This window comes from Streptomyces sp. NPDC048637 (assembly GCF_040650675.1).
In the GTDB taxonomy this organism is placed as follows: domain Bacteria; phylum Actinomycetota; class Actinomycetes; order Streptomycetales; family Streptomycetaceae; genus Streptomyces.
Genome location: NZ_JBEZHQ010000003.1, coordinates 327771 through 348412, shown reverse-complemented (window position 1 = coordinate 348412; position 20642 = coordinate 327771). Strand labels below are relative to the sequence as shown.

Annotated in this window: 15 protein-coding genes and 2 pseudogenes; 13 read left to right on the top strand and 4 right to left on the bottom strand. The window is 70.2% G+C overall.

Features of this window, described 5'->3' with window-relative positions; all coding sequences use genetic code 11:
- Positions 1–185: 185 nt before the first annotated feature.
- The 4 genes from AB0C46_RS06745 (at position 186) to AB0C46_RS06730 (ending at position 6329) form a co-directional block, all read left to right on the top strand.
- Positions 186–1016 carry an alpha/beta fold hydrolase gene (locus tag AB0C46_RS06745; protein ID WP_362826223.1) on the top strand — a complete coding sequence of 277 codons (831 nt, stop codon included), beginning with the start codon at positions 186–188 and terminating at the stop codon, positions 1014–1016.
- Positions 1017–1421: 405 nt separating this feature from the next.
- Positions 1422–2996: an alkaline phosphatase D family protein gene (locus tag AB0C46_RS06740; protein ID WP_362826221.1), complete on the top strand. Its 1575-nt coding sequence runs from the start codon at positions 1422–1424 to the stop codon at positions 2994–2996.
- 84 nt (positions 2997–3080) lie between these two features.
- Positions 3081–4478 (top strand): GNAT family N-acetyltransferase, encoded by a 1398-nt coding sequence (locus AB0C46_RS06735; protein WP_362826219.1) that lies wholly within the window; start codon positions 3081–3083, stop codon positions 4476–4478.
- Between the two features lie 156 nt (positions 4479–4634).
- Positions 4635–6329: a DUF885 domain-containing protein gene (locus AB0C46_RS06730; protein ID WP_362826217.1), complete on the top strand. Its 1695-nt coding sequence runs from the start codon at positions 4635–4637 to the stop codon at positions 6327–6329.
- A gap of 182 nt (positions 6330–6511) precedes the next feature.
- Here AB0C46_RS06730 and AB0C46_RS06725 read toward each other — a convergent pair.
- Both AB0C46_RS06725 and AB0C46_RS06720 read right to left on the bottom strand, forming a co-directional pair.
- Positions 6512–6664: pseudogene (locus AB0C46_RS06725) on the bottom strand (3-ketoacyl-ACP reductase); the annotation flags it as partial.
- Positions 6665–6999: 335 nt separating this feature from the next.
- Complete coding sequence (locus AB0C46_RS06720; protein WP_362826216.1) at positions 7000–7881, bottom strand: NAD(P)H-binding protein; 882 nt, start codon at positions 7879–7881, stop codon at positions 7000–7002.
- An 86-nt stretch (positions 7882–7967) separates the two neighbouring features.
- Here AB0C46_RS06720 and AB0C46_RS06715 point away from each other — a divergent pair.
- Positions 7968–8462 (top strand): annotated as a pseudogene (locus AB0C46_RS06715) (WYL domain-containing protein); the annotation flags it as partial.
- Between the two features lie 211 nt (positions 8463–8673).
- Positions 8674–9120, top strand: coding sequence for an Lrp/AsnC family transcriptional regulator (locus AB0C46_RS06710; RefSeq protein ID WP_362826215.1), 447 nt, complete (start codon positions 8674–8676; stop codon positions 9118–9120).
- Positions 9121–9152: 32 nt separating this feature from the next.
- On the opposite strand, the gene AB0C46_RS06705 is transcribed toward AB0C46_RS06710, so the two are convergent.
- Both AB0C46_RS06705 and AB0C46_RS06700 read right to left on the bottom strand, forming a co-directional pair.
- Complete coding sequence (locus AB0C46_RS06705; protein ID WP_362826214.1) at positions 9153–12419, bottom strand: SMC family ATPase; 3267 nt, start codon at positions 12417–12419, stop codon at positions 9153–9155.
- Positions 12416–13582, bottom strand: a complete 1167-nt coding sequence (locus AB0C46_RS06700; protein WP_362826212.1) for an exonuclease SbcCD subunit D — start codon at positions 13580–13582, stop codon at positions 12416–12418. The genes AB0C46_RS06705 and AB0C46_RS06700 overlap by 4 nt, the downstream gene beginning before the upstream one ends.
- 544 nt (positions 13583–14126) lie before the next feature.
- Between AB0C46_RS06700 and AB0C46_RS06695 the strand changes: the two genes are divergently transcribed.
- From AB0C46_RS06695 to AB0C46_RS06665, 7 genes are all read left to right on the top strand, one after another.
- Positions 14127–14402, top strand: a complete 276-nt coding sequence (locus tag AB0C46_RS06695; protein ID WP_362826211.1) for a hypothetical protein — start codon at positions 14127–14129, stop codon at positions 14400–14402.
- Positions 14403–15368: 966 nt separating this feature from the next.
- Entirely contained in the window at positions 15369–15719 is a 351-nt protein-coding gene (locus AB0C46_RS06690) for a hypothetical protein (RefSeq protein ID WP_362826209.1), read from the top strand.
- Between the two features lie 46 nt (positions 15720–15765).
- On the top strand, positions 15766–15918 hold the full coding sequence (locus AB0C46_RS06685; protein ID WP_362826208.1) for a hypothetical protein: 153 nt from the start codon (positions 15766–15768) through the stop codon (positions 15916–15918).
- An 89-nt stretch (positions 15919–16007) separates the two neighbouring features.
- On the top strand, positions 16008–16976 hold the full coding sequence (locus AB0C46_RS06680) for a hypothetical protein (RefSeq protein WP_362826207.1): 969 nt from the start codon (positions 16008–16010) through the stop codon (positions 16974–16976).
- Positions 16973–18085, top strand: a complete 1113-nt coding sequence (locus AB0C46_RS06675; RefSeq protein WP_362826206.1) for an FAD-dependent oxidoreductase — start codon at positions 16973–16975, stop codon at positions 18083–18085. The genes AB0C46_RS06680 and AB0C46_RS06675 overlap by 4 nt, the downstream gene beginning before the upstream one ends.
- A 97-nt stretch (positions 18086–18182) precedes the next feature.
- Positions 18183–19241 (top strand): AMP-binding protein, encoded by a 1059-nt coding sequence (locus tag AB0C46_RS06670; protein WP_362826205.1) that lies wholly within the window; start codon positions 18183–18185, stop codon positions 19239–19241.
- A complete protein-coding gene (locus tag AB0C46_RS06665; RefSeq protein ID WP_362826204.1) occupies positions 19241–20602 on the top strand; it encodes an aldehyde dehydrogenase family protein in 1362 nt (453 codons plus the stop codon). Before AB0C46_RS06670 ends, AB0C46_RS06665 begins: the two co-directional genes overlap by 1 nt.
- The last annotated feature ends 40 nt before the right edge of the window (positions 20603–20642 follow it).

Below are 20642 nucleotides of genomic sequence, written 5' to 3'. Positions count from 1 at the left end.
CCATCCCACCCGGCCACCCCGGCCTTGTCCAGCGGAAACCACGGACCGCGGCCGCGCGGGTGCGTGGTGTGCAGCACACTCGCTCTCACCCCGGCCGCCCCATACCGCTCAGTAGCCCCAGCTGGCATCGTGTCAGCGCACGCCCGGCACCACCGAAAGACCCGCACCCCCAGAGGAGTTCACCCATGGCCGCCCCGGTCTCCTTCGCCCGTATCACCCCCGCGGACCGGCCGCCGTTCACGGTCGCCTACGACCGCAAGGGCGCGGGCGAACCCATCGTCCTGCTGCACGGCATCGGCCACCACCTCCAGGCCTGGCGCCCCGTGTGCGACATCCTTGCCGCCTCCCACGAGGTCATCGCGCTCGATCTGCCGGGGTTCGGCGCCTCCCCCGCGCTGCCCGGCGGCTCCTCCTACAACCTGTCGACGGTCGTCCCGCTGCTCACCGCGGCGTTCACCGGGCTCGGCGTCAACCGCCCGCATGTGGTGGGCAACTCGCTGGGCGGGCTGCTCGCACTGGAGCTGGGCCGCACCCGCGCCGTGCGGTCGGTCACCGCGCTGTCGCCCGCGGGCTTCTGGACGCCGGCCGAGCGGCGGTACGCCTTCGGTGTGCTGCGCGGGATGTACGCCGGCGCCCGGGCGCTGCCCGAGCCGATGGTGGCATCGCTGGCCCGGACCGCCCTCGGCCGCGCCTCGCTGACCGGCACCATCTACGCCCACCCCGGCCGCCGTTCGGCCGATGCCGTCGTGGCGGAGACCCGGGCGCTGCGCGAGGCACCCGGCTTCGCCCCGACGCTGGCGGCCGGCCGGGAGGTGCGGTTCAGCTCCGATGTGCCCGACGTCCCGGTGACGATCGCCTGGGGCAGCCGCGACCGGCTGCTCCTGCCCCGCCAGGGCGTACGCGCCAAGCACACCATCCCGGCCGCCCGGCTCGTACGGCTGCCGGGCTGCGGGCATGTGCCGATGAACGACGATCCGGCGCTGGTGGCGCGGGTCATCCTCGACACGGTGGGTTAGGGCGGGTCGTTCGGATCACCCCGGCGGGCGATGCGGAGCGGAACCGTTGGCCGGCATGCGGTGTCACCTTCCCCGGGGCCACCGTTTCCCGGGGCCACCGTTTTCCCGGGGTCACCGTGCCGGCGGCGCGTATCAAGACCGTATGCGCCACGGCAGTGTCCTGGCGATCGGGCGGTGCTCTTGCCACCATGGCCCGGGTCCGCCGGTCACAGGTCCCTGGGGCCGGTCCGCCGGTCGCACGTCGCTGGGACCGGTCCACCGGTCACAGGCCCCTGGACCCGTTGGGGCGAACGGTGCACCGTGGTCCGTGAACAGGCCGGTGTTCACCGTCCGTTCGGCTGCGGGGCACCGGAAAGCGATACGAACGGGTCGGCAGTGAGATCGGTCGAGGCATGGAGGTTGGAGATGGCGCAGGGATCCGGCAGCGGCTTCGGACGGCGGTCGCTGCTGCAGGGCGCCGCCGCGGGTTCGGTGGCGCTGGCACTGCCCACGCTCTCCTGTGCCGCGCCGGCACAGGCGCGCAGCGGGCGGCCGGGCGCCGACTGGGGTGTCCAGGTCGGGGATGTCACCACCTCCTCGGGTCTGGTGTGGGTGCGGTCCGACCGGCCGGCCCGGATGGTGGTGCAGACCGCGGCGACCGAGTCCTTCCGGCATGCCCGGTCCTGGCACGGCCCGGTGATCGGACCGGACACGGACTTCACCGGCGTGACCTCGCTGCACGGCCTGCCGTCCGGTGAGCAGATCCACTACCGGGTGCTGCTCGCCGACCCGGACGACCCGCGGCGCACCGGCGAGCCGGTCGCCGGTACGTTCCGCACGGCGCCCACGGGACGTCGTGCGGACCTCCGCTTCCACTGGTCCGGCGATCTGGCCGGGCAGGGCTGGGGCATCAACCCGGACCGCGGCGGCTACCGCATCTACGAGGACATGCGGCGCCGGAACCCGGACTTCTTCCTGTGCAGCGGCGACAACATCTACGCCGACAACCCGATCCCCGAGCGGGTGACGCTGCCGGACGGCCGGATCTGGCGGAACGTGACGACCGAGGAGAAGTCCAAGGTCGCCGAGACGCTCGCGGAGTTCCGGGGCGCGTTCCGCTACAACCTGCTCGACGACAATCTGCGCCGCTTCAACGCGCAGGTCCCGACGATCACGCAGTGGGACGACCACGAGGTGCACAACAACTGGTACCCGGGGCAGCTGCTCGACGACGACCGCTACACGGAGAAGGACACGGACGTGCTGTCCGCGCGGTCGCTGCGCGCCTTCAGCGAGTATTTCCCGATCCGTACGCTGCGGCCCGACCGGGGAGGCCGGGTCTATCGCGTGGTGCATCACGGCCCGCTGCTCGATGTGTTCGTGCTGGACATGCGCCGTTACCGGAACGCCAATTCGCCGGGCCGGCAGACCGACGACCCGCAGGGCATTCTCGGGGCGGAGCAGCTGCGCTGGCTCAAGCGAGAGCTTTCCCGCTCGCATGCGGTGTGGAAGGTGATCGCCTCCGACATGCCGCTGGGTCTGGTCGTCCCGGACGGCAAGACCAACTTCGAGGCGGTGGCGCAGGGCGATCCGGGCGCTCCCCTGGGGCGGGAGCTGCAGCTGGCCGAGCTGCTGCGGCACATCAAGCACGACCGGGTGACCGGCACCGTCTGGCTCACGACGGACGTGCACTACACCTCTGCGCAGCACTACGCGCCGGAGCGGGCCGCGTTCAAGGACTTCGAGCCGTTCTGGGAGTTCGTGTCGGGGCCGCTCAACGCGGGCGGATTCCAGGCGCTGAAGCTGGATGGAACCTTTGGGCCCGAGCAGCCGTTCATCAAGGCGCCGGACCGTGCCAACACCTCCCCCGCGGAGAGTCCGCAGTACTTCGGCGAGGTCGATATCGACGGAGGCAGCGGGGAACTGACGGTGCGGCTTCGTCAGGAGGGCGGCCAGGTGTTGTTCAGCAAGGTGCTGCAACCGGGACGAGTAGGACAGTAGTGGCCAATGCGTCGATTGCGTCTTTTACCCGTCGGACACAATGTGTTGGCGATCAGGCAACACCTGTCGGCCAGGCTTGTGTGCATGACTGAAGCATCCTCTGCCCATTCCGCCCGCCGCCCTCACTGGCGGCGGGACGTCGTCGAGCTGGCCGCCCTCTTCACGGCCGTGGCGGTGGCCGACGCCGTCGCCAACACCGTGGCGCACGGCCCGTCGGGCCCGGTGCTGCTGTGCTTCGCCGCGGTGGCACTGCTCGCCACGGCCGGCTTCCACATCTGGTGGTCACGACGCCACGATTACGCCCCGCCGCCGACCGATACCGGCGCCACGGCGCCGTCCTCCGCCGGCCAGGCCCCGGGGGCCGGCAGCCAGGAGACGGTGCTGTGGCGCATGCGGACCACGGTCCGGGACGAGCCGGGCAGCCTGGCTGCGCTGTGCACGGCGCTGGGTGCGCGACGGGTGGACATACTCAGCCTGCAGACCCATCCGCTCTCCAACGGCACGGTCGACGAGTTCCTGCTGCGCGCGCCCGGTGCGCTGACGCCCGCCGAGCTGACCCGTACGGTGGCCGGCGCGGGCGGCACGCACACCTGGCTGGAGCGGGCCGACGCACACGATCTCGTCGATGCGCCGACCCGGATGCTGGGGCTGGCGACCCGCACGGCTCTCGATTCCGCCGAACTCCCCCTGGCACTACGCCAGTTGCTGGGGCGCTGCACCATTCATTCGGTGCCCGCGCGCTCGCTGCGCGGTCAGCCGCTCGCCGAGCAGGTCCCCACGGAGGGCGTGCTGGACGAGCACCTCATGAAGTTCCGCGACCCCTCCGGGGGGTCTCTCACCATCGAAAGGCCGCAATTGCCCTTCACCCCCACCGAGTTCGCCCGGGTCCGCGCGCTGGTCGATCTGGACGCCCGGCTCGGCCAGCGGGTGCCGCCGCGACGCGATGTGCTGACGCTGCCCGAGGGCAACGAGATCACCATCCGCCGCGCCGACACCTCCGACCTGGCCGCGGCCCGGGAGATGCACGACCGCTGCTCCTCGAAGACCCTGGGGCTGCGCTACCACGGCCCGGTCGGCGACGCGGACCGCTATCTCGGCCATCTGCTCAGCCCGCGGTTCGGCCGCACCCTGGCCGTGGAGACCGCCTCCGGCCGGCTGGTGGCGCTGGGCCATCTGCTGTGGGACGGCGACGAGACCGAGGTCGCGCTGCTGGTCGAGGACGCCTGGCAGCAGCGCGGTATCGGCGCCGAGTTGCTGCGCCGACTGGTGGCGATGGCGGCCGAGACCGGCTGCGAGAGCGTGTACGCGGTCACTCAGGCCTCGAACACCGGCATGGTGGCCGCGATGCGCGGCCTCGGGCTGCCGCTCGACTACCAGATCGAGGAAGGCACGCTGGTGATCACCGCCCGCCCGACGGGAGTGCCCGCCCTGCGGGAGCCGCGGGAGAGCGTACGCATCCATGACGGCAGCGGGCGCCGCTGAGCGCCCCCGGAACCCCACCGGGCACCGAACCCTTGGGCCGGCCGGGCGTGCTGACGCCCGGCCGGCCTCGGCACAAGGCAATGGCACCGTAAAGCGACAGGAACGTACGGCTCTTTGATGGTGACGCGGCGGGGCGATCCGTACGAGGATGGCCGTATGTCCGATACCACTACTTCCGGGGGCGGCCCGCTGCCCCGCGAGGTCGCCGACGCCTATGTCGACGCCCTCGTCGACCTGGACCCGATCACCGGCACCTTCCTCGGCATCGCCGAGAGCTCCGGCAAGCTCCCCGACTTCTCTCCGACGGGCCAGGAAGCGGTGGCCCAGCTCGCCCGTACGACACTGGAGAAGCTCACCGAGGCCGAGACCCGGCCGGGCGCCGACAGCGCCGCCGAGCAGATCTGCGCCCGGCTGCTGCGCGAGCGGCTGACCGCCGAGCTGGCGGTCCACGAGACGGGCGAGGGCCTGCGCACGGTCAGCAACCTCAGCTCGCCGCTGCACCACGTCCGTGAGGTCTTCACCGTCACCCCCGCCGAGACCGAAGAGGACTGGGCGGCGATCGGCCGGCGGCTGCGGGCCGTGCCCGCCGCGCTGGAGGGCTACCGCGCGGCGCTCGACGCCGGCCGCAAGCGGGACCTGCCCGCCGGACCGCTCCAGGTCCGTACCGTCATCGGCCAGTTGGACGAGTGGATCGGCACGGACCGCAGCTGGTTCGCCGAGTTCACCGACCCGGGCCCGGACGCCCTGCGCGCCGAGCTGACCGCGGCCGCCGAGGTGGCGACCGGCGCGCTGGTGGAGCTGCGCGACTGGTTCCGCGACACCTATGCCCCCGCCATCGAGGGCGCACCGGACGTGGTGGGCCGGGAGCGCTACGCCCGCCTCGCCCGCTACTTCAACGGCGCCGACCTCGACGCGGACGAGGCGTACGCGTACGGCTGGTCCGAGTTCCACCGGCTGCTGGCCGAGATGGAGACGGAGGCCGAGAAGGTCCTGCCCGGCGCGAAGACGCCCTGGGAGGCGCTGGCCTGGTGCGATGAGCACGGCGAGGCGGTCGAGGGCGTCGAGGAGACCCGCGAGTGGCTCCAGTCGCTCATGGACGAGGCCATCGACGCGCTCGACGGCACCCACTTCGAGCTGGCGGAGCGGGTGCGCCGGGTCGAGTCGCGGATCGCTCCGCCCGGTGGCGCCGCCGCGCCGTACTACACCCAGCCCTCGCTGGACTTCTCCCGCCCCGGCCGGACCTGGCTGCCGACGATGGGCGCGACCCGCTTCCCGGCGTACGACCTGGTCTCCACCTGGTACCACGAGGGGGTGCCCGGCCATCATCTCCAGCTGGCGCAGTGGGCCCATGTCGCCGACTCGCTCTCGCGGTACCAGACGACGGTGGGCATCGTCAGCGCCAATGCCGAGGGCTGGGCACTCTACGCCGAGCGGCTCATGGACGAACTGGGCTTCCTGACCAACGCCGAACGGCGCCTGGGCTACCTGGACGCGCAGATGATGCGGGCCGTCCGGGTCATCATCGACATCGGGATGCATCTGGAGCTGGAGATCCCCGCGGACTCGCCCTTCCACCCGGGTGAGCGCTGGACACCGCAGCTGGCGCACGAGTTCTTCGCGCGGCACAGCAGCCGCCCGGCCGACTTCGTCGAGAGCGAGATCATCCGCTACCAGGGCATGGCAGGCCAGGCGATCGGCTACAAGCTCGGTGAGCGGGTCTGGCTGCGGGGCCGGGAGGCGGCCCGCGCCCGGCACGGCGCGGACTTCGACCTCAAGGCCTGGCACATGGCGGCGCTGTCGCAGGGGTCACTGGGCCTGGACGATCTGCTGAGCGAGCTGTCGGCACTCTGACCAGGACTTCCAGGAACGACGGCCGGCCATGGCACGATAGTGCTGTGGCCGGCCGCCGCCGTCCGCACGGTCCGCTGACATGACAGTGGCGCGCGCGGCGGACCGGCCGCTCCTTCCGCTCCCTGGTGACCCGCTGCGCACCCGGCTGGGGGCACCTCCCCGCGCTCCCCTCGGTGGCCGGCTCAACGCCGGAAGTCTCCCTCGGAGTTGATGACCTGACCGGTGATCCAGGCCGCCTCGTCGGTGGCCAGCCAAGCGATCAGGCGGGCCGGGTCGTCGGGCGCGCCCCACTGCCCGCCGGGGAAGCACCCGGCGACCCGCTCGCGGAGCTCACCGACCGCGTAACCGATGCCACGGCGCCGGCTCGCTCCGGTGACCAGGGCCGTACGGCCGAGAAGCGGCAACGGGTCGCGGCGCGGTACGTCGGTCCCCGGGGCGGACCCGGAGCTTTCGGCGGAACAGCTACTGTCGTAGGTCATGGCACCCCAGCATCGTGACCACCGGGCCATGGCGTCACCCGCTTTTCCTGGGTCCTGCCCGTGCGGGGCTACGGGGCGACGGAGGGCTCGGCGGCGGCGCGACGTGGGATTGGCTGCCATGGACCGGCTGCCGGTGTGGGAGCGTCGGCCGCGGGGCGGCGGACGGAGCCACTGCTGCCTGGCCTGATGGCTTACGACGCTTCGGCGATCCGGTGCCGGAGATGGTCGTACGCCCAGGCGGCGAGGGTGGTCGGGGTGGTGGTCCGGACGGTGCGGCGCTGTTCGGGCACGAAGTTCTCGCGCAGGCCGGTCGACATGCCGACCATGGCCTCGACCAGGCTGTCGGGCATGCCCACCTGATGGAGCTGGGTGCGCATGCCGTCGTCGGTGATCTGTGCCACGCTGATCTGCTGGCCCGTGGCAGCGGTAAGGATGTGGCCGACCTGTCGCCAGGTCAGGTCGGCGGGCCCGTGAACTGCTTGCACACAGCGTCCGGACCAGGTGGGAGAAAGCAGCCGGGTGGCGGCGACCTCGGCGATGTCGCGAGGCGCCACCCAGGCCATGGGGTGGTCGAGTGGCAGGATCACCTGGAGGGTGCCGGCCCGCAGGGCATCGAGTTGCCATTCGAGATTGGTGAAGAAGTAGCCGCAGCGGAGGTGGGTGACGTCGACGCCCAGGTCATCCAACGCAGTCTCGGTGTGCGCCAGTCCGTCGATCTCGCCGGCACCGTGACGCTTCTCGGCGCCGACGCTGCTCTGGAAGACGACGCGGCCGATCCGGTTCTCGGTGACGGCGCGGACCACGCTGCTCGTGGCACGGGCGCAGTCGGCGAGGGGATCCGCACTGCCGGTGGTCGGGTCCACCCAGAACAGGGCGTCAACGTCTTCGGTGGCGGCCACCACCGCGTCGGCATCGTATTGGTCGACCGGCACGGCATCCACCTCATCTCGGACGTCGGGAGCCAGTCGGCCGGGGTCGCGCAGCAGGACGCGCGGCCGGACCCCGGCGCGGACCAGTGTGGCGACGACGTGCCGGCCGACGTTGCCGGTCGGGGTGGTGACAGCGATCTGCACGGTTTCTTCCTCTCCTCGGTGGCTCGACTGCAGGCTAGGAGCCAAGGCGGCCTGAACCTGTCCTCCTCTCCTGGAAAGCTGAAGGCATGGATCTCGACCCGACGATCAGGACCTTGACCTTGCTGACTCTGCTGCAGTCGGGCGGCGAGTGGACAGCTGCCGACCTGGCCGAACGGCTCGGCACGAGCGTCCGCACCGTACGACGCGACGCCCAGCGGCTCCGCCGGCTCGGTTACACGGTCGAAGCCCGCCCGGGGCCAGGCAGCACCTATCGGCTGAGGCCCGGGGTCAAGGTCCCGCCGCTGTTGTTCACCGCCGACGAGATCACCGCTCTGGTAGCCGGGCTGCATCTGATCCGCGCCTGGCTCCCCGAGGACGCGGTGGCCGAGGACGGCAGGCTCCGGTTCCGCTACACCGACCAGCACGGCCGGCCGTCCACCCGCCTGGTCGAGCCGTACCGCCACTTCCTACGCGCCGGCCACTGGTACCTCGTGGCGTTCGATGTCGACCGGGACGACTGGCGCACCTTCCGTCTCGACCGCATCACCGACATCTCCGCGGTGGCGGGCACCTACCGGCCCCACGCGTTCCCTGATCTGTCCATCGAACGCTGGCTGACCACCGACTTCGGCCGCGCCACTGCACGCTCACCTCGCACTGCCGCCGCCGAGCCTGACATCGGTGGGGAAGGCGAGCCGAGCGGCGAAGAACCCGGCAGCACGGGCCCGAGAGCAGGGAAGATCACCGGCATCCCCCTTGATCTGCCGGCGATTGCACTGCTAGACAGCGCAGATGACCGGTTATTCCCCCGACGCCACCGACTGGCGCATCCTCGATGTCCTGCAGCACAACGGCCGCGCGGGCTACGCCGAGCTGGCGCGCGCCGTGAACATGTCCGCCAGCGCGGTCACCGAACGGGTCCGCCGTCTGGAGGAGGCCGGGGTGATCTCGGGCTATGCGGCGGTGATCGACCCGGAGCGGGTCGGGCTGCCGGTGCTGGCCTTCGTACGGCTGCGGTACCCCAACGGCAACGACAAGCCGTTCCACGAACTGCTGGAGACCACGCCGGAGATCCTGGAGGCACACCACGTCACGGGCGACGACTGCTTTGTCATCAAGGTCGCCGCCCGGTCCATGAAGCACCTGGAGGAGGTGTCCGGCCGGATCGGTGCGCTCGGCGCGGTGACCACCAGCGTCGTCTACTCCTCACCGCTCCCCCGCCGCCCGGTCAGCCGGTGACCAGTCGCCGGTGACAGCCCCGCCCGGCGGGCTCAGCTCCGTACGCGGTGCCGGACCGTCGAGCCCGACCGGTCCTTGACGACCTCCAGCTGGGCGGGGATCCGTGCCTTGAGGTCGGCGACATGGCTGACGATGCCGACGCTGCGGTCCCGTTCGCGCAGTGAGTCCAGGACGTCCAGCACCTCGTCCAGGGTCTGTTCGTCCAGGCTGCCGAACCCCTCGTCGATGAAGAGGGTGTCCAGCCGGGTGCCGCCCGCCTCGTCGGTGACGACATCGGCGAGGCCGAGCGCCAGCGCGAGCGAGGCGAAGAAGGTCTCACCACCGGAGAGGCTGGAGGTGTCCCGCTCATGGCCGGTCCAGGCGTCGATGACATGCAGCCCCAGGCCGGAACGCCGGGCGGCGCCGGCCCGTTCGTCGGAGTGAACGAGGGTGTAGCGGCCGGCGGACATCCGGTGCAGCCGGGCACTGGCAGCAGCCGCGACCTGTTCGAGCCGGGCGGCGAGCACATACGACTCCAGGCGCATCCGCCGCTCGTTCTCGCTGGAGGTACCGGAGGCGAGTGCGGCAAGGCGGGCGATGCGGTCGTAGGCGGCGCGCAGCGGGGCCAGCGCGCGGGCGTCGGCCTCCGCGCGGGCGGAGAGCCGGTCGAGCTCGGTGCAGCGTTCCTGAGCCGCGGCATGGCCGGCCGAGGCGGTGCGCAGCCGCGCTGCCGCGGCCTGGTGCGCGGACTGTGCGGCTGCCAGGTCGGCGGGCGGCAGCGCCGCCGCGGCCGCGGTGTCGGGATCGGCCAACTCGGCTTCCACAGCGGCGGATTCGGCCTGCCACTCGTCCAGCCGATGCTGCAGGACCCGCCATTCGTCGTCCCGTAGCAGCGCCTCCGCGGCGGCCTGCGGGGTGTCGAATCCGGCGCGGTAGGCGGCGTCGGCCAGCCCCGCATCGGCCTCCTTGAGCCGCTGGGCACAGGAGTTGGCCGTACGGGACGCCTCCGCCGCCGCGGCGAGCAGGCCCACCTGCCGCTCCAGCCGCGCGGCCCGGTCGGCGACGCTCGGGCAGTCGCCGCGCGCCCGGGTCAGCTCCTCTTCCAGAGCGGCCCGTTCGCGGTCCAGCGCTTCCCGGTGGGAGGTACGGGCAGCGGCCCGGCGCTCGGTCTGCTGCTGCTCGGCGCGGCGCCGTTCGTATTCGCGCTCCGCGCGTCCGAGCGCCTCGCGGGCGGCATGGAGGTCGGCCCCCCGCGCATGGGCACCGGCGAACTCGGCACGCAACTCCTCCACCTGTGCGGCGAGTTCGCCGGCCGGAGTGTCACCGGCCGTGGCGGATGCCGCGACCAGCGCCTCCTTGGCCGACTGACGGTGGGACTCCGCCTGCCCCCGGGCCTCCTCGGCCTGTCGGTGCGCCGCCAGTGCGGCGTCCTCGGTCGCCCGGTCGACATGGCCCGCACCGGCCCGGGCCGGTCGGGGGTGCTCGGTCGCGCCGCACACCGCGCAGGCCCGGCCGTCCCGGAGTCCGTCCGCGAGTTCGGCGGCGATCCCGCGCAGCCTGCGGTCCTTGAGGTCGAGCCAGTGCTCGTGGGCCGCCGAGGACCGTTCCCTGGCGGCGAGCAACTCCGCTTCCGCCGACTGCACCTCACCGCTGAGCCGGTCGCGGCGACGGGCCGCTTCCCAGCGTTCGGCGGCCGGTTCGATACGGGCGCCGAGCTGTTCGGCCCGGGTGGCGGACTCTTGCGCCGTCTCGATGCGCTGCTGGTGGGCGCGCTGGGCGTCGTCCCATTCGGCGAGCCACTCGGCCGCGTCCAGCAGCGTCTGCTCGTCGGCGCGCGCCTCACGGTCGAGGACGGCGCGCTCCCGGCCGATGTCGGCGGTCCGCCGCTCGGCCCGCCGGGCCGCGCCCAGCGACCCCAGATCCTCCCGCAACTGCCTTTCCAGTGCGGCGAGTTGTTCGCTCTCCGCGTCGACGAGATCCGGCGGCAGCGGGCTTCGGCGCTGTCGTTCGGTGCGCTGTGCGGCGTCCAGCTCACGCCAGGCGGCGTCGCGCAGGGCGAGCGCGGGCGCGACCTCCGCGGCCGCACGGCCCCGCTCCAGCCTGTGGCGGGTGCGCTCGCGCTCTTCGGCGTGGGCATCGAGCCGGGTGGCCCGGCGCCGGGCGTCCGCGTACCGCCGCTGGAGCCGGTCGCGCTCACGCGCCGCTTCCCCTCGCCCGGCCGCCGTGTGCTCGGCGGCCTCGGCGGCGTGCAGCGCGGAGCGGGCGACCGCCAGCCGCTCCCGTGCGCTCACCCGGGCCACCGCCGCCCTGACCAGCACGGCGTCCGCGAATCCCGGCTCACCGGGCCCCGGTGCGGCCGGGTCTTCCGCGGCGGCGGTACGGGACGGTGCGGCCGGTCCGCCGGGCTCCACAGCCCCGGCCTGCTCCGGCACGGTCGCCCGCTGCGTGGCCGTCGCCGTAGCCCGGCCGCGCCCGCCGGCCGCCGCGGCACGTCCGCGCGCCGAGGCGCCCTGCGGCGTCGCCCCGGCCCGGTCCGGCGCCGGCACCGACGGATCGGTGAGATCGGCGCTCTCACCGGCCGCCTGCGCCATCCGGTGCGCCAGCGCCAGCAGCCGTTCGTCGCCCGCGGTGACGGTGTCAGCGGCGGCCTTGCGGCGCGCGTTCAACTGCTCTTCCAGCGCGGCGAACCGCCGGGTGTCGAAGAGCCGTCCCAGCAGCCGGGAGCGCGCCTCGGCATCGGCCCGCAGAAAGCGGGCGAAGTCGCCCTGCGGCAGCAGCACCACCTGGCAGAACTGCTCCTTGCTCATACCGAGCAGCTGGCCGATCTCCTCGCCGATCTCCTGGTGCGAGCGGCTCAGCGCCTTCCAGTGACCGTCCCGCTGCGGCCCGTCGGCGCCGTCCGGTCCCGCGCCGCCCTCCGGGCCGTCACCGTCCGCCGCTCCCCCGGCCCCGGCCGGCACGAACTCCCGCAGCCTGCTCTGCGCCTTCTCCTTCGTGGTGCCGCTGCCCCGCTTCTTGGGGCGCGGCTGCTCAGGCAGCCGGGTGATCTCCAACCGCCGTTCTCCCACGGTCAGTTCGAGGACGACCTCGGTGAGGGTCAGCGGGTCCGCCAGATCGCTGCGCAGCGCCTGGCCGCTCTGCCGCGCCCCGGGGACCGACCCGTACAACGCAAAGCACACCGCGTCCAGGACCGAGGTCTTGCCCGCGCCCGTCGGGCCGTGCAGCAGAAAGAGACCGTCCCGCGTCAGCCGGTCGAAGTCGATGGTCTGAGTGCCGCCGAACGGCCCGAAGGCGGTGACGGAGAGCCGGTGCAGCCTCAACGCGCCACCTCGGCCGCCATGTCGTCGATGCGTACCTCGTCGATCGCCGAGCGCAGTTCGGCCCGCTCCTGCTCATCGGCCACACGGCCGGACCGTACGTGTTCCACGAAGTCCTCGGCGATCTCCTGGTCGCTGCGTCCGCGCAGCCGTTGCGCGTACGAGGCCAGTGAGCGGGTGGGCCCGTCGTCGGGGTCGAAGACCAGACTGACGAGGTGCGGGAAGCGCTTGACCAGCCGGGCCATGGGCTCGTGCGGGCGGGCGGCGTCGGTGAGGGTCGCCTCGACCCAGGAGTCCTCGTGCCGGGCCGGCCCGGGGTCTTCCAGCAGCTGCTCCAGCCGTCCGCGGATGCGGGCCAGCGGCCGTGGCACCGGGCAGTCCACCCGCTCCGCGTGCACGGCTCCGTCCGCGTCGAGCTCGATGATCCATGACGACTTGCGGTGATCGGCCTCGGAGAAGGAGTAGGCGAGCGGAGATCCGGAGTAGCGGACCCGCTCGGTGAGGGTCTGGCAGCCGTGCAGATGCCCGAGGGCGGCATAGTCCACCCCGTCGAACACGGACACGGGGACCGAGGCGACCCCGCCGACGGTGATATCGCGCTCGCTGTCGCTGACCGCGCCACCGGTGACAAAGGCATGCGCAAGCACCACGGAGCGCGTCCCCGCGGGCCGGCCGGCGAGGTCGGCCCGTACCCGGTCCATGGCCGCGCCGAGCACCTCCGCATGGTCGGCGCGCCGGGCCCCGAGGGTGTCGCGGACCATGGCGGGTTCGAGATACGGCAGCCCGTAGAGCGCCACCGGGCCATGGGGATCGGCGAGCAGCACAGGGGTGCCGCAGCCGGCCGGGTCGGTCCGGAGGTGGATTCCGGCCCGCTCCATCAGTCCGGAGCCGACGCCCAGCCGGCGGGCCGAGTCGTGGTTGCCGGAGATCATCACTGTCGGGACACCGAGACCGGCGAGCCGGTGCAGGGCCTCGTCGAACAGTTCGACGGCGGCGAGCGGCGGCACGGCACGGTCATAGACATCGCCCGCGACCAGCACCGCGTCGATCTCCCGGGCGCGCACCGTCTCGACGAGGTGATCGAGGAACGCGCGCTGGGCGGAGAGCAGATTCACCCGGTGAAAGGACCGCCCCAGATGCCAGTCGGAGGTGTGCAGAAATCTCAACTATTCGCTCCGACCTGCATGTTCTTCCCCTCCGTGGGCTTCGAGTCAGCACCAAGCCGGCACGATTCTACGAGTCAGCACAGCTCCCGTTGGCCGCGGCAGCGCCCCGTCCATCACGGACCTCATTCTCGCACCCGCGCCTGGGGTCAAGTGACGTAGAGGTGAGCAGCGATCTGAATGGTGGCGTGCCCCAGCCAACGAGAGACCTCAAGCAGTGACAATCCGCCGGCGATGGCGCTGCTGGCGAGAAGTGACGCAGTGCATGCGCTGTCCACGACTCATCTGCGAATCCTGCTTTGATCTGCTTTGAAACCGCACGCCTGAACTCGTTCCGGTAATTCGAATCCAGCACGTGGCCGCCGTGATGAGCATCGTGATGAGCATGGAGTGGATATCCGCCCTCGCCCACTCCTCTCGGGGCTGGCGGCCGGTGGCTGGCGGCCGGTGGCCGGTGGCCGGTGGCCCAACGGGTACCGCCAGTCCCGGGCGGCCCCGCCCTCGCGGCGCTGCACCATCTGACCCCGGTAGCCGAAGCCCAGGCGCGGTGGGCCCTTACACCGAGGACGACTTCGTTCTCGATCTGCGCGACGCCGAAGTGCCGGGCACTGCGGGCGCCTTCGCCTTCTTCTTCGGCGATGCCCCGGACGCCCGCACCTTCACCTCATCAAGCCAAGGGGACGACATGGGTTCCACTGCGCTGCGCTACCAGTGCGAGCAGTCCGCTTCGGTGCGGTCCGTGCACCACACCGGCATTGCGGTGCCACCCTGGCCCGGCCTGTCCGACACCTCACCCGCGGGCGTCGAGCGCTGGGCCAGGTGAATACGACAGGTGTGGACGAAAGCCGTCATCGCCGGCGCCGTACGTCACGCGGGCCCGGCCCTTGCGCACGAAGCACCCTGCCGCCCCGAACGGTCTGTTCGCCGTGGTGAGCGGTGCCCGCTTCGGGCGGCACGTGCTGGTCCCGCTACTGGAGTGCACCGCCCCGGTCACCGGCATCGGCCTGCCGGACGGCTTCCACACATCACCAGCGCTGCATGAGCACCGTGGGTCGAATCCAATGCGAAGGGTTGACCAGTTGTTCCTGACATGTATTCTCTAATTGAGAGACGGCATCGTTTAGGAAGACCTCGGTAGACCTCGTAGATCTCGGAGGATCCTTGTTAGACCGGTTCGGTTGGCAGTTGTATGTTGGCGATCCAGTTACCGTCAGTAGACATATCTATAACGAGGCCTACCTTCACGGGGTACACGGTTTCCCCAGGGGGCTCGTATATGACCGTTTAGCTGTTGAATTTCTTACTCCTCCCTCGATGTGTCGGAGGGGTGACCACGTAAAGATACGTCCAGGCAATCTGAAGTACAGGAAATCCGGTGTCACTTGCGATGCCGGTATGCGCGACGATATTCTTGAGAATTTTGCTAATAATTGTGCAGAGTCCGCCACTTGTGCGAGACTAGAAAAATTCACACCCATTCCCGAGCGGCGTAAACGGCGGATGAAGCGTGCCGCTGGCCAGATGAATTTCCAGCGTGTGACTGAGCGAATCTCATCGTGCCCGGGTCGGGTGAGAGCGGGACCCGTCGGGACCCGTAACGCAACGAAGCCCCTCGATGTCGTATGGAGAGTCAACCACCGTGCGACACAAGGAACTTCGCTGGTCACCTATCGCGCCACGCCCGATGTCCCCTCCGGCCGGGTTTCCTGACGAGAGAACCTGACCGCCGCCCGAAGGAATGACGCGGGCGGTATCTGGCGGGCCCTGGCGCCATGGGGCCAGGCGGCTCGTGCTGCTGGCCTTCCTCGCCAAGGGCGACACCTTTGAACAGCTCGGATGCCACTTCGGGATCGGCACCGAGACCGCCCGCCGCTACGTCAACGAGGGCATCGATGCCCTCGCCGCGCCGGCTCCCAGCCTGGCCGACGCCCTCGCCACCTCCGGGGAAGGGCGGCGCCTGCTGCTGGACGGCGCCTTGATGTCAGCCTGGCGCTGCACCAGCCTGGCCACCGAGGCCAACCCGGATCCGCTCCACCAGGCCAAACACCGCGAACACGGCATGAACGCGGAGGCGCTGACCACCACCGGTGGGCATCTGATCTTCCTCGGCGGGGCCCGGCCGGCTCCACGCACCACCTGACCGCCGCCCGCGCCGACGGCACCATCGAGTCCGCCGCGAGCAGCACGTGGAAATCACCGCCGACTCCGGCTACCAAGGCGCCAACGGCACCAACTGGCGCGCGCTGCACAAGATCCACATCAGCCCCGGACGGGTCACCGTCCTGCTGCACGCGCTGCTCGCCGTCCACCAGCAACAGCGCTCACTCGCAAGGACGTAGATGAGATCTGCTCACTGAACCCACTCCGTCCGTGACGCTTTCGCAGAGAAATAGCAGCGGCGACACCTCAATGAGCTAAGGGGAAAATCTTGACTGAAACGATTTCTGGCCGGCATTTCGAAATCTCCTGGCCCGACCTGGGTATCACCGTGACCGCGGAACTCGACGGTCGCAACGCTGAACTTGCCGACGCGCTGTGGGAAGCATTGCCCTACCAGAGTCTGCAGGGACACGCCCTGGTGGCGGGACAGCATCTATATCACGCGGCACCGATCCCGTCGCTGCTGCATCTGTCCGCGTCTACTCGGATCGCAGATCGACGCGAGGCGCCCGATGGGACCGTATTCTGCTCCGCGCTACAGCATTTAGGCATCAAGTACGGCACGTTGACCGAACCGATGCCGGCATCCCCGGTGGGCCAGATCCGGCAGGAGGATATGCCCGCGCTAATGGAGGCCGGGCAGGCGGTCTGGGATTCGGTCTATTCGACGAAGAAGCCGATCCTGGCGGAGGTCCGCAAGGCGGGAACTGAAGGCGGCCACCGTATTCCGCATTTGACCGCCGCAGATCCCGACGCGAAACGTCTCATACACGACGTGTACACCGCGACCGAGCGGGCTTGGCTGTCCGCACCACAGGAACTCGCTGATCTCCACGAGGGGGTGATCCCTTCCGGGGCAGGGAGTTTTGAGACGGTGTTACCCACTCTGTTGTTCGTCAACGGTGAGACCCGCCCGCTGGGGTATGCCACCTACGGTGGTCTGGTCCGGGCCGCGGTCCAGGGCATGCCGATGGATTCATTGCGTCACATGGCGCGCCTGCTGGTCGGTCTGCCGGCCGAGTTTCTGGGCTACTGCGGCCTGGAGCAGCTTTGGAGTTTCACCCAGCGCTTCCTGACCTGCCTCGACCAGCTCGATCGCGACGATTTCCTGAGTGTGGTGAGCCAACTGGCCCTCTACGTCAACTGTTTGGGCGGTTGGAATCTGCACCTGTACCCGTGGGACGCCGGAGATCACCTGCGCCAACTGCGCCTCAAGGAAACGGTGCGCCAGTCGTGAGCCAGCTCCCCGAACGCTCGGACGCCGTCGTCATCGGCGGGGGCGTCATCGGCAACTCAATAGCCTGCCAACTCGCCGAGGCGGGCGTCGGTACCGTCCTGCTGGAGCGTGGCGAGCTCGGATCGGGATCGTCCGGGACCACTGCGGGCGTGGTGCGTACCTACTTTCCCGGCAACGCTCTCATCAGCAGCCTTGCCGTCCGGAGCCTGGCGGCTTACCACGCCTTCGCCGAACGGACCGGAAACGACCTCGGCTTGCAGCGTATCGGCTTGCTCGTGCTGTTCACCGACGAACACCAGGTGCAGGACTTCCGCCACACCCAAGCTGCCCAGCAGGCAGCCGGAGTGGATGTCGAGCTCGTGACCGCTGCTGAAGCAGCGCGGCTGAACCCGCTGGTCGACGAGCGGACCATCCTGGCGGCAGCCTGGTCGCCCGAGGCCTACGCCTGCGATCCCGCCGCGATCGTGCGCGGCTATGCCACAGCCGCCGAGCAGGCCGGCGCCATCCTGCGCACGCAGACACCTGTCACCGGCATCGACCCGGAGGGGCGGGTCCATACGCCTGCAGGCAGCATCCGCGCCGACACCATCGTCTGCGCGGCAGGCCCCTGGGCGGGAACGGTCGCCGCCATGGCCGACGTGCACATTCCTGTGACCACATACCCCGTCGAAATGCTTCTGACCGACACCCCCGGTAGTGCCCCGCACAACGCTCTGCCGATGACCATGCACCCGTCCAGCCTGCGGATTCGAAGCTGGGGAGGCCGCATCCTCGTCGGGATGGGCCGCCCCGCTCCGGACGAAACCCGACAGACCTGGCTGCAACGGGTGTCACACCACCTCGGCACGACCTTCCCGGCCCTCGCAGGCAAGGGCCTTGAGACCGGGTGGAGCGGAGACCTCGATGTCAGCCCGGACGGGATGGCTTTCATCGGCCGCGATCGCTCCCGCCCGTTCCTCTACGCGGCTGGATTCTCCGGTCAGGGACTGTGCCAAGCACCTGCTGCCGGAGAGATCATCCGAAACCTCGTGCTCGACGAGAAACCCTGGACCGACACGTCCGGCCTCTCCACCGCCCGCTTCCTCAGCGGTTCGGCCGAGACCGGGTAGGGAGCTTGGTCAAGACTGAATCCTTTTTTGCGCATCATTTTCATCATCGAAGTAGCAGTTGCCGGGCCCTTGTTCAATTCGTTAGGGAGGAAAATCCATGGTCGAGCACACTGACGGAGAGTTCGTTCGGGAGATGATGCGGTGGCACTTCAGCCCGGAGACCGGGTCCTCGTTCTGGCTGAAACGGGCCGAGACCCTCGGATTTGATCCGCTGACCGATGTCCGGGATTTCGACGATCTCGGCTTGTTTCCCAATGTGGTGGACGAGCTGCGCGATGTCGGCGTCCGTGAGCTGATTCCCCGTGGCTACGGTGACGAGCACGGGGCGGCCGTCTACGAAAGCGGCGGGACCACCGGGCAGCCCAAGCGAGTGGCGTACACCGCGGAGTGGCATCGGCGCAGCGTCGAATGGTTCAGTGAGCGACTGGATTCTCACGGCGTACCTCGAAATGTCGACTGGCTCAGCGCGGTTCCCAGCGGGCCGCACAATGTCGGAGCCATGGCGGCCGACGCCGCGATGGCTCGGGGCGGGCTGAACTTCAGCATCGATCTGGACCCGCGATGGGTGAAGAAGCTGATCGCGCAGGGCCGGACGGACATGGCCGACGCCTACACCGATCACCTCATCGAACAGGTCGGCTACATTCTGGCCGGCCAGGATGTGGGCGTCCTTTTCGCCACCCCGCCGATGCTGGAGCGCCTCGCGCAGCACGACGATCTGGTCGAGTTGGTGAACCGGAAGGTTCGCGCGATCATCTGGGGTGGCACACATCTGGACGCTGACACCCGAGATCTGCTGCGTGACGAGGTGTTCGACAGCGTCAAGCTGGTCGGCGGATACGGCGGCACGATGATGCTGGGGACATCGGTGGAGCGACCCGGCCTCGGTGGCGACGAGCCATGTGTGTTCGACTCCTTCGCTCCGTACACCACATTCCGGGTGATCGACCCCGACACCGGCCGGGTTGTTCCGTACGGCGAGCGCGGGCAGATTGTGGTGCATCACATGAGCCGAAGTGCCTTGCTGGTCAACAACATCGAGCGGGACTTCGCCACCCGGATCGCACCGGTGGATGGCGGCTTCGGTGATGCGGTCGCAGACGTCACCCCCGTGGCGTCCTTCGGCGATACGCCGGTGGTCGAGGGCGTGTACTGATGGTGTCCCTGGACGTTCTCGGCCCCGGCGGCCCCTATCGGTCCCGGCGCCAGGAGACCATTCGAGATCTCGCCGGAAACCCGGTCGCGACACTGAGTCTCGCGCCCTCGCTCTACATCACCCGCGCGATAAAGGCCCTGCGCCGAGCGCCGACGCTACCCGTCGACACACGAATCGCGGCGTTCGCACAGGCGGCCCGGGCTTTCGCCACGCAGCCGATCGCGGGACTGACGGCGCAGGAATACCAGCACACCGTCAGCGCGGTCACCGGGATACCGATCACGGTGGTGCGCAATGCCACCGACGATATTGCGCGGGCCGCCGAGCGGATCCACCACAGCGTGGAGAACGCGCGGCCGGCCGGTGCGGTCGGCTCGTGGCGCGATCCGCGGGCCCGGGGCGGTGCGGCGGTGTGGACCCGGCGCGGTGCGGTATTCGCCGTCCATGCGGCGGGCAATCACCCTGCGGTGCACCAGGGTTGGTTCGATGCCCTCGCGCTCGGCTATCGCGTCGCCGTGCGTCCGTCCCGTCGTGAGCCGTTCACCCCCCATCGGCTGGTCACTGCCCTGCGCGAGGCCGGTTTCGGCGACGAGGGAATCGTGTTGCTGCCCACCGACCACAATGTGGCCGACGACATCCTCCGGCACGCCGACTTCGGAATGGTGTACGGCGGTGCGGATGTCGTGGGCAAATATGTGGATGATCCACGCATTCTGCCGCAGGGCCCGGGGCGCTCCAAGATACTCATCACCGCCGAAACCGAGTGGGAGCCGATCGTCGACACCATCGTGGAGTCGATCAGCAGTGGTGGGGGCGTCGGTTGCGTCAACGCCACCGGCGTACTGGTCGAGGGCGACCCTTCCCCCGTGGCCGCGGCGATCGCCGAACGCCTCGCCGCACTGCCCAGCCTGCCCGCGACGGACGAACGCGCAGTCCTGCCCACGCAGCCCATCGGTCCCGCCCGTCGGTGGGACGAGTATCTGCGGCAGCGGGCAGCGGGCACCAAGGCGTGGCTCGGCGGTGACGGTATCGTCGACGATCTCGGCGATGGTTCCGCGGTGCTCCGGCCGGCGGTGCACCAGCTCGACAGCCCGTTCGCCGAACAGCTCGGGATGGAACTGGGCTTCCCCTGTGCGTGGATTGCACCGTGGGACCGCGACGCCGGGGTCCGGCCGCTGCGCGACACCCTCGTCCTCACTGCCGTCACCACCGACGCGAACCTCATCGACGAATTGGTGGCCGAGCCGACCATCGCCAACGTCTACGTCGGTGACCATCCGACACCGTGGATGGAGCACGGACTGCCGCACGACGGCTACCTCGCTGAGTTCCTCATGCGCACCAAGACGATTCGATGCTGACCGACGAGGACGAGGCTGCCGTGCCGAGCACCGCCCGCTT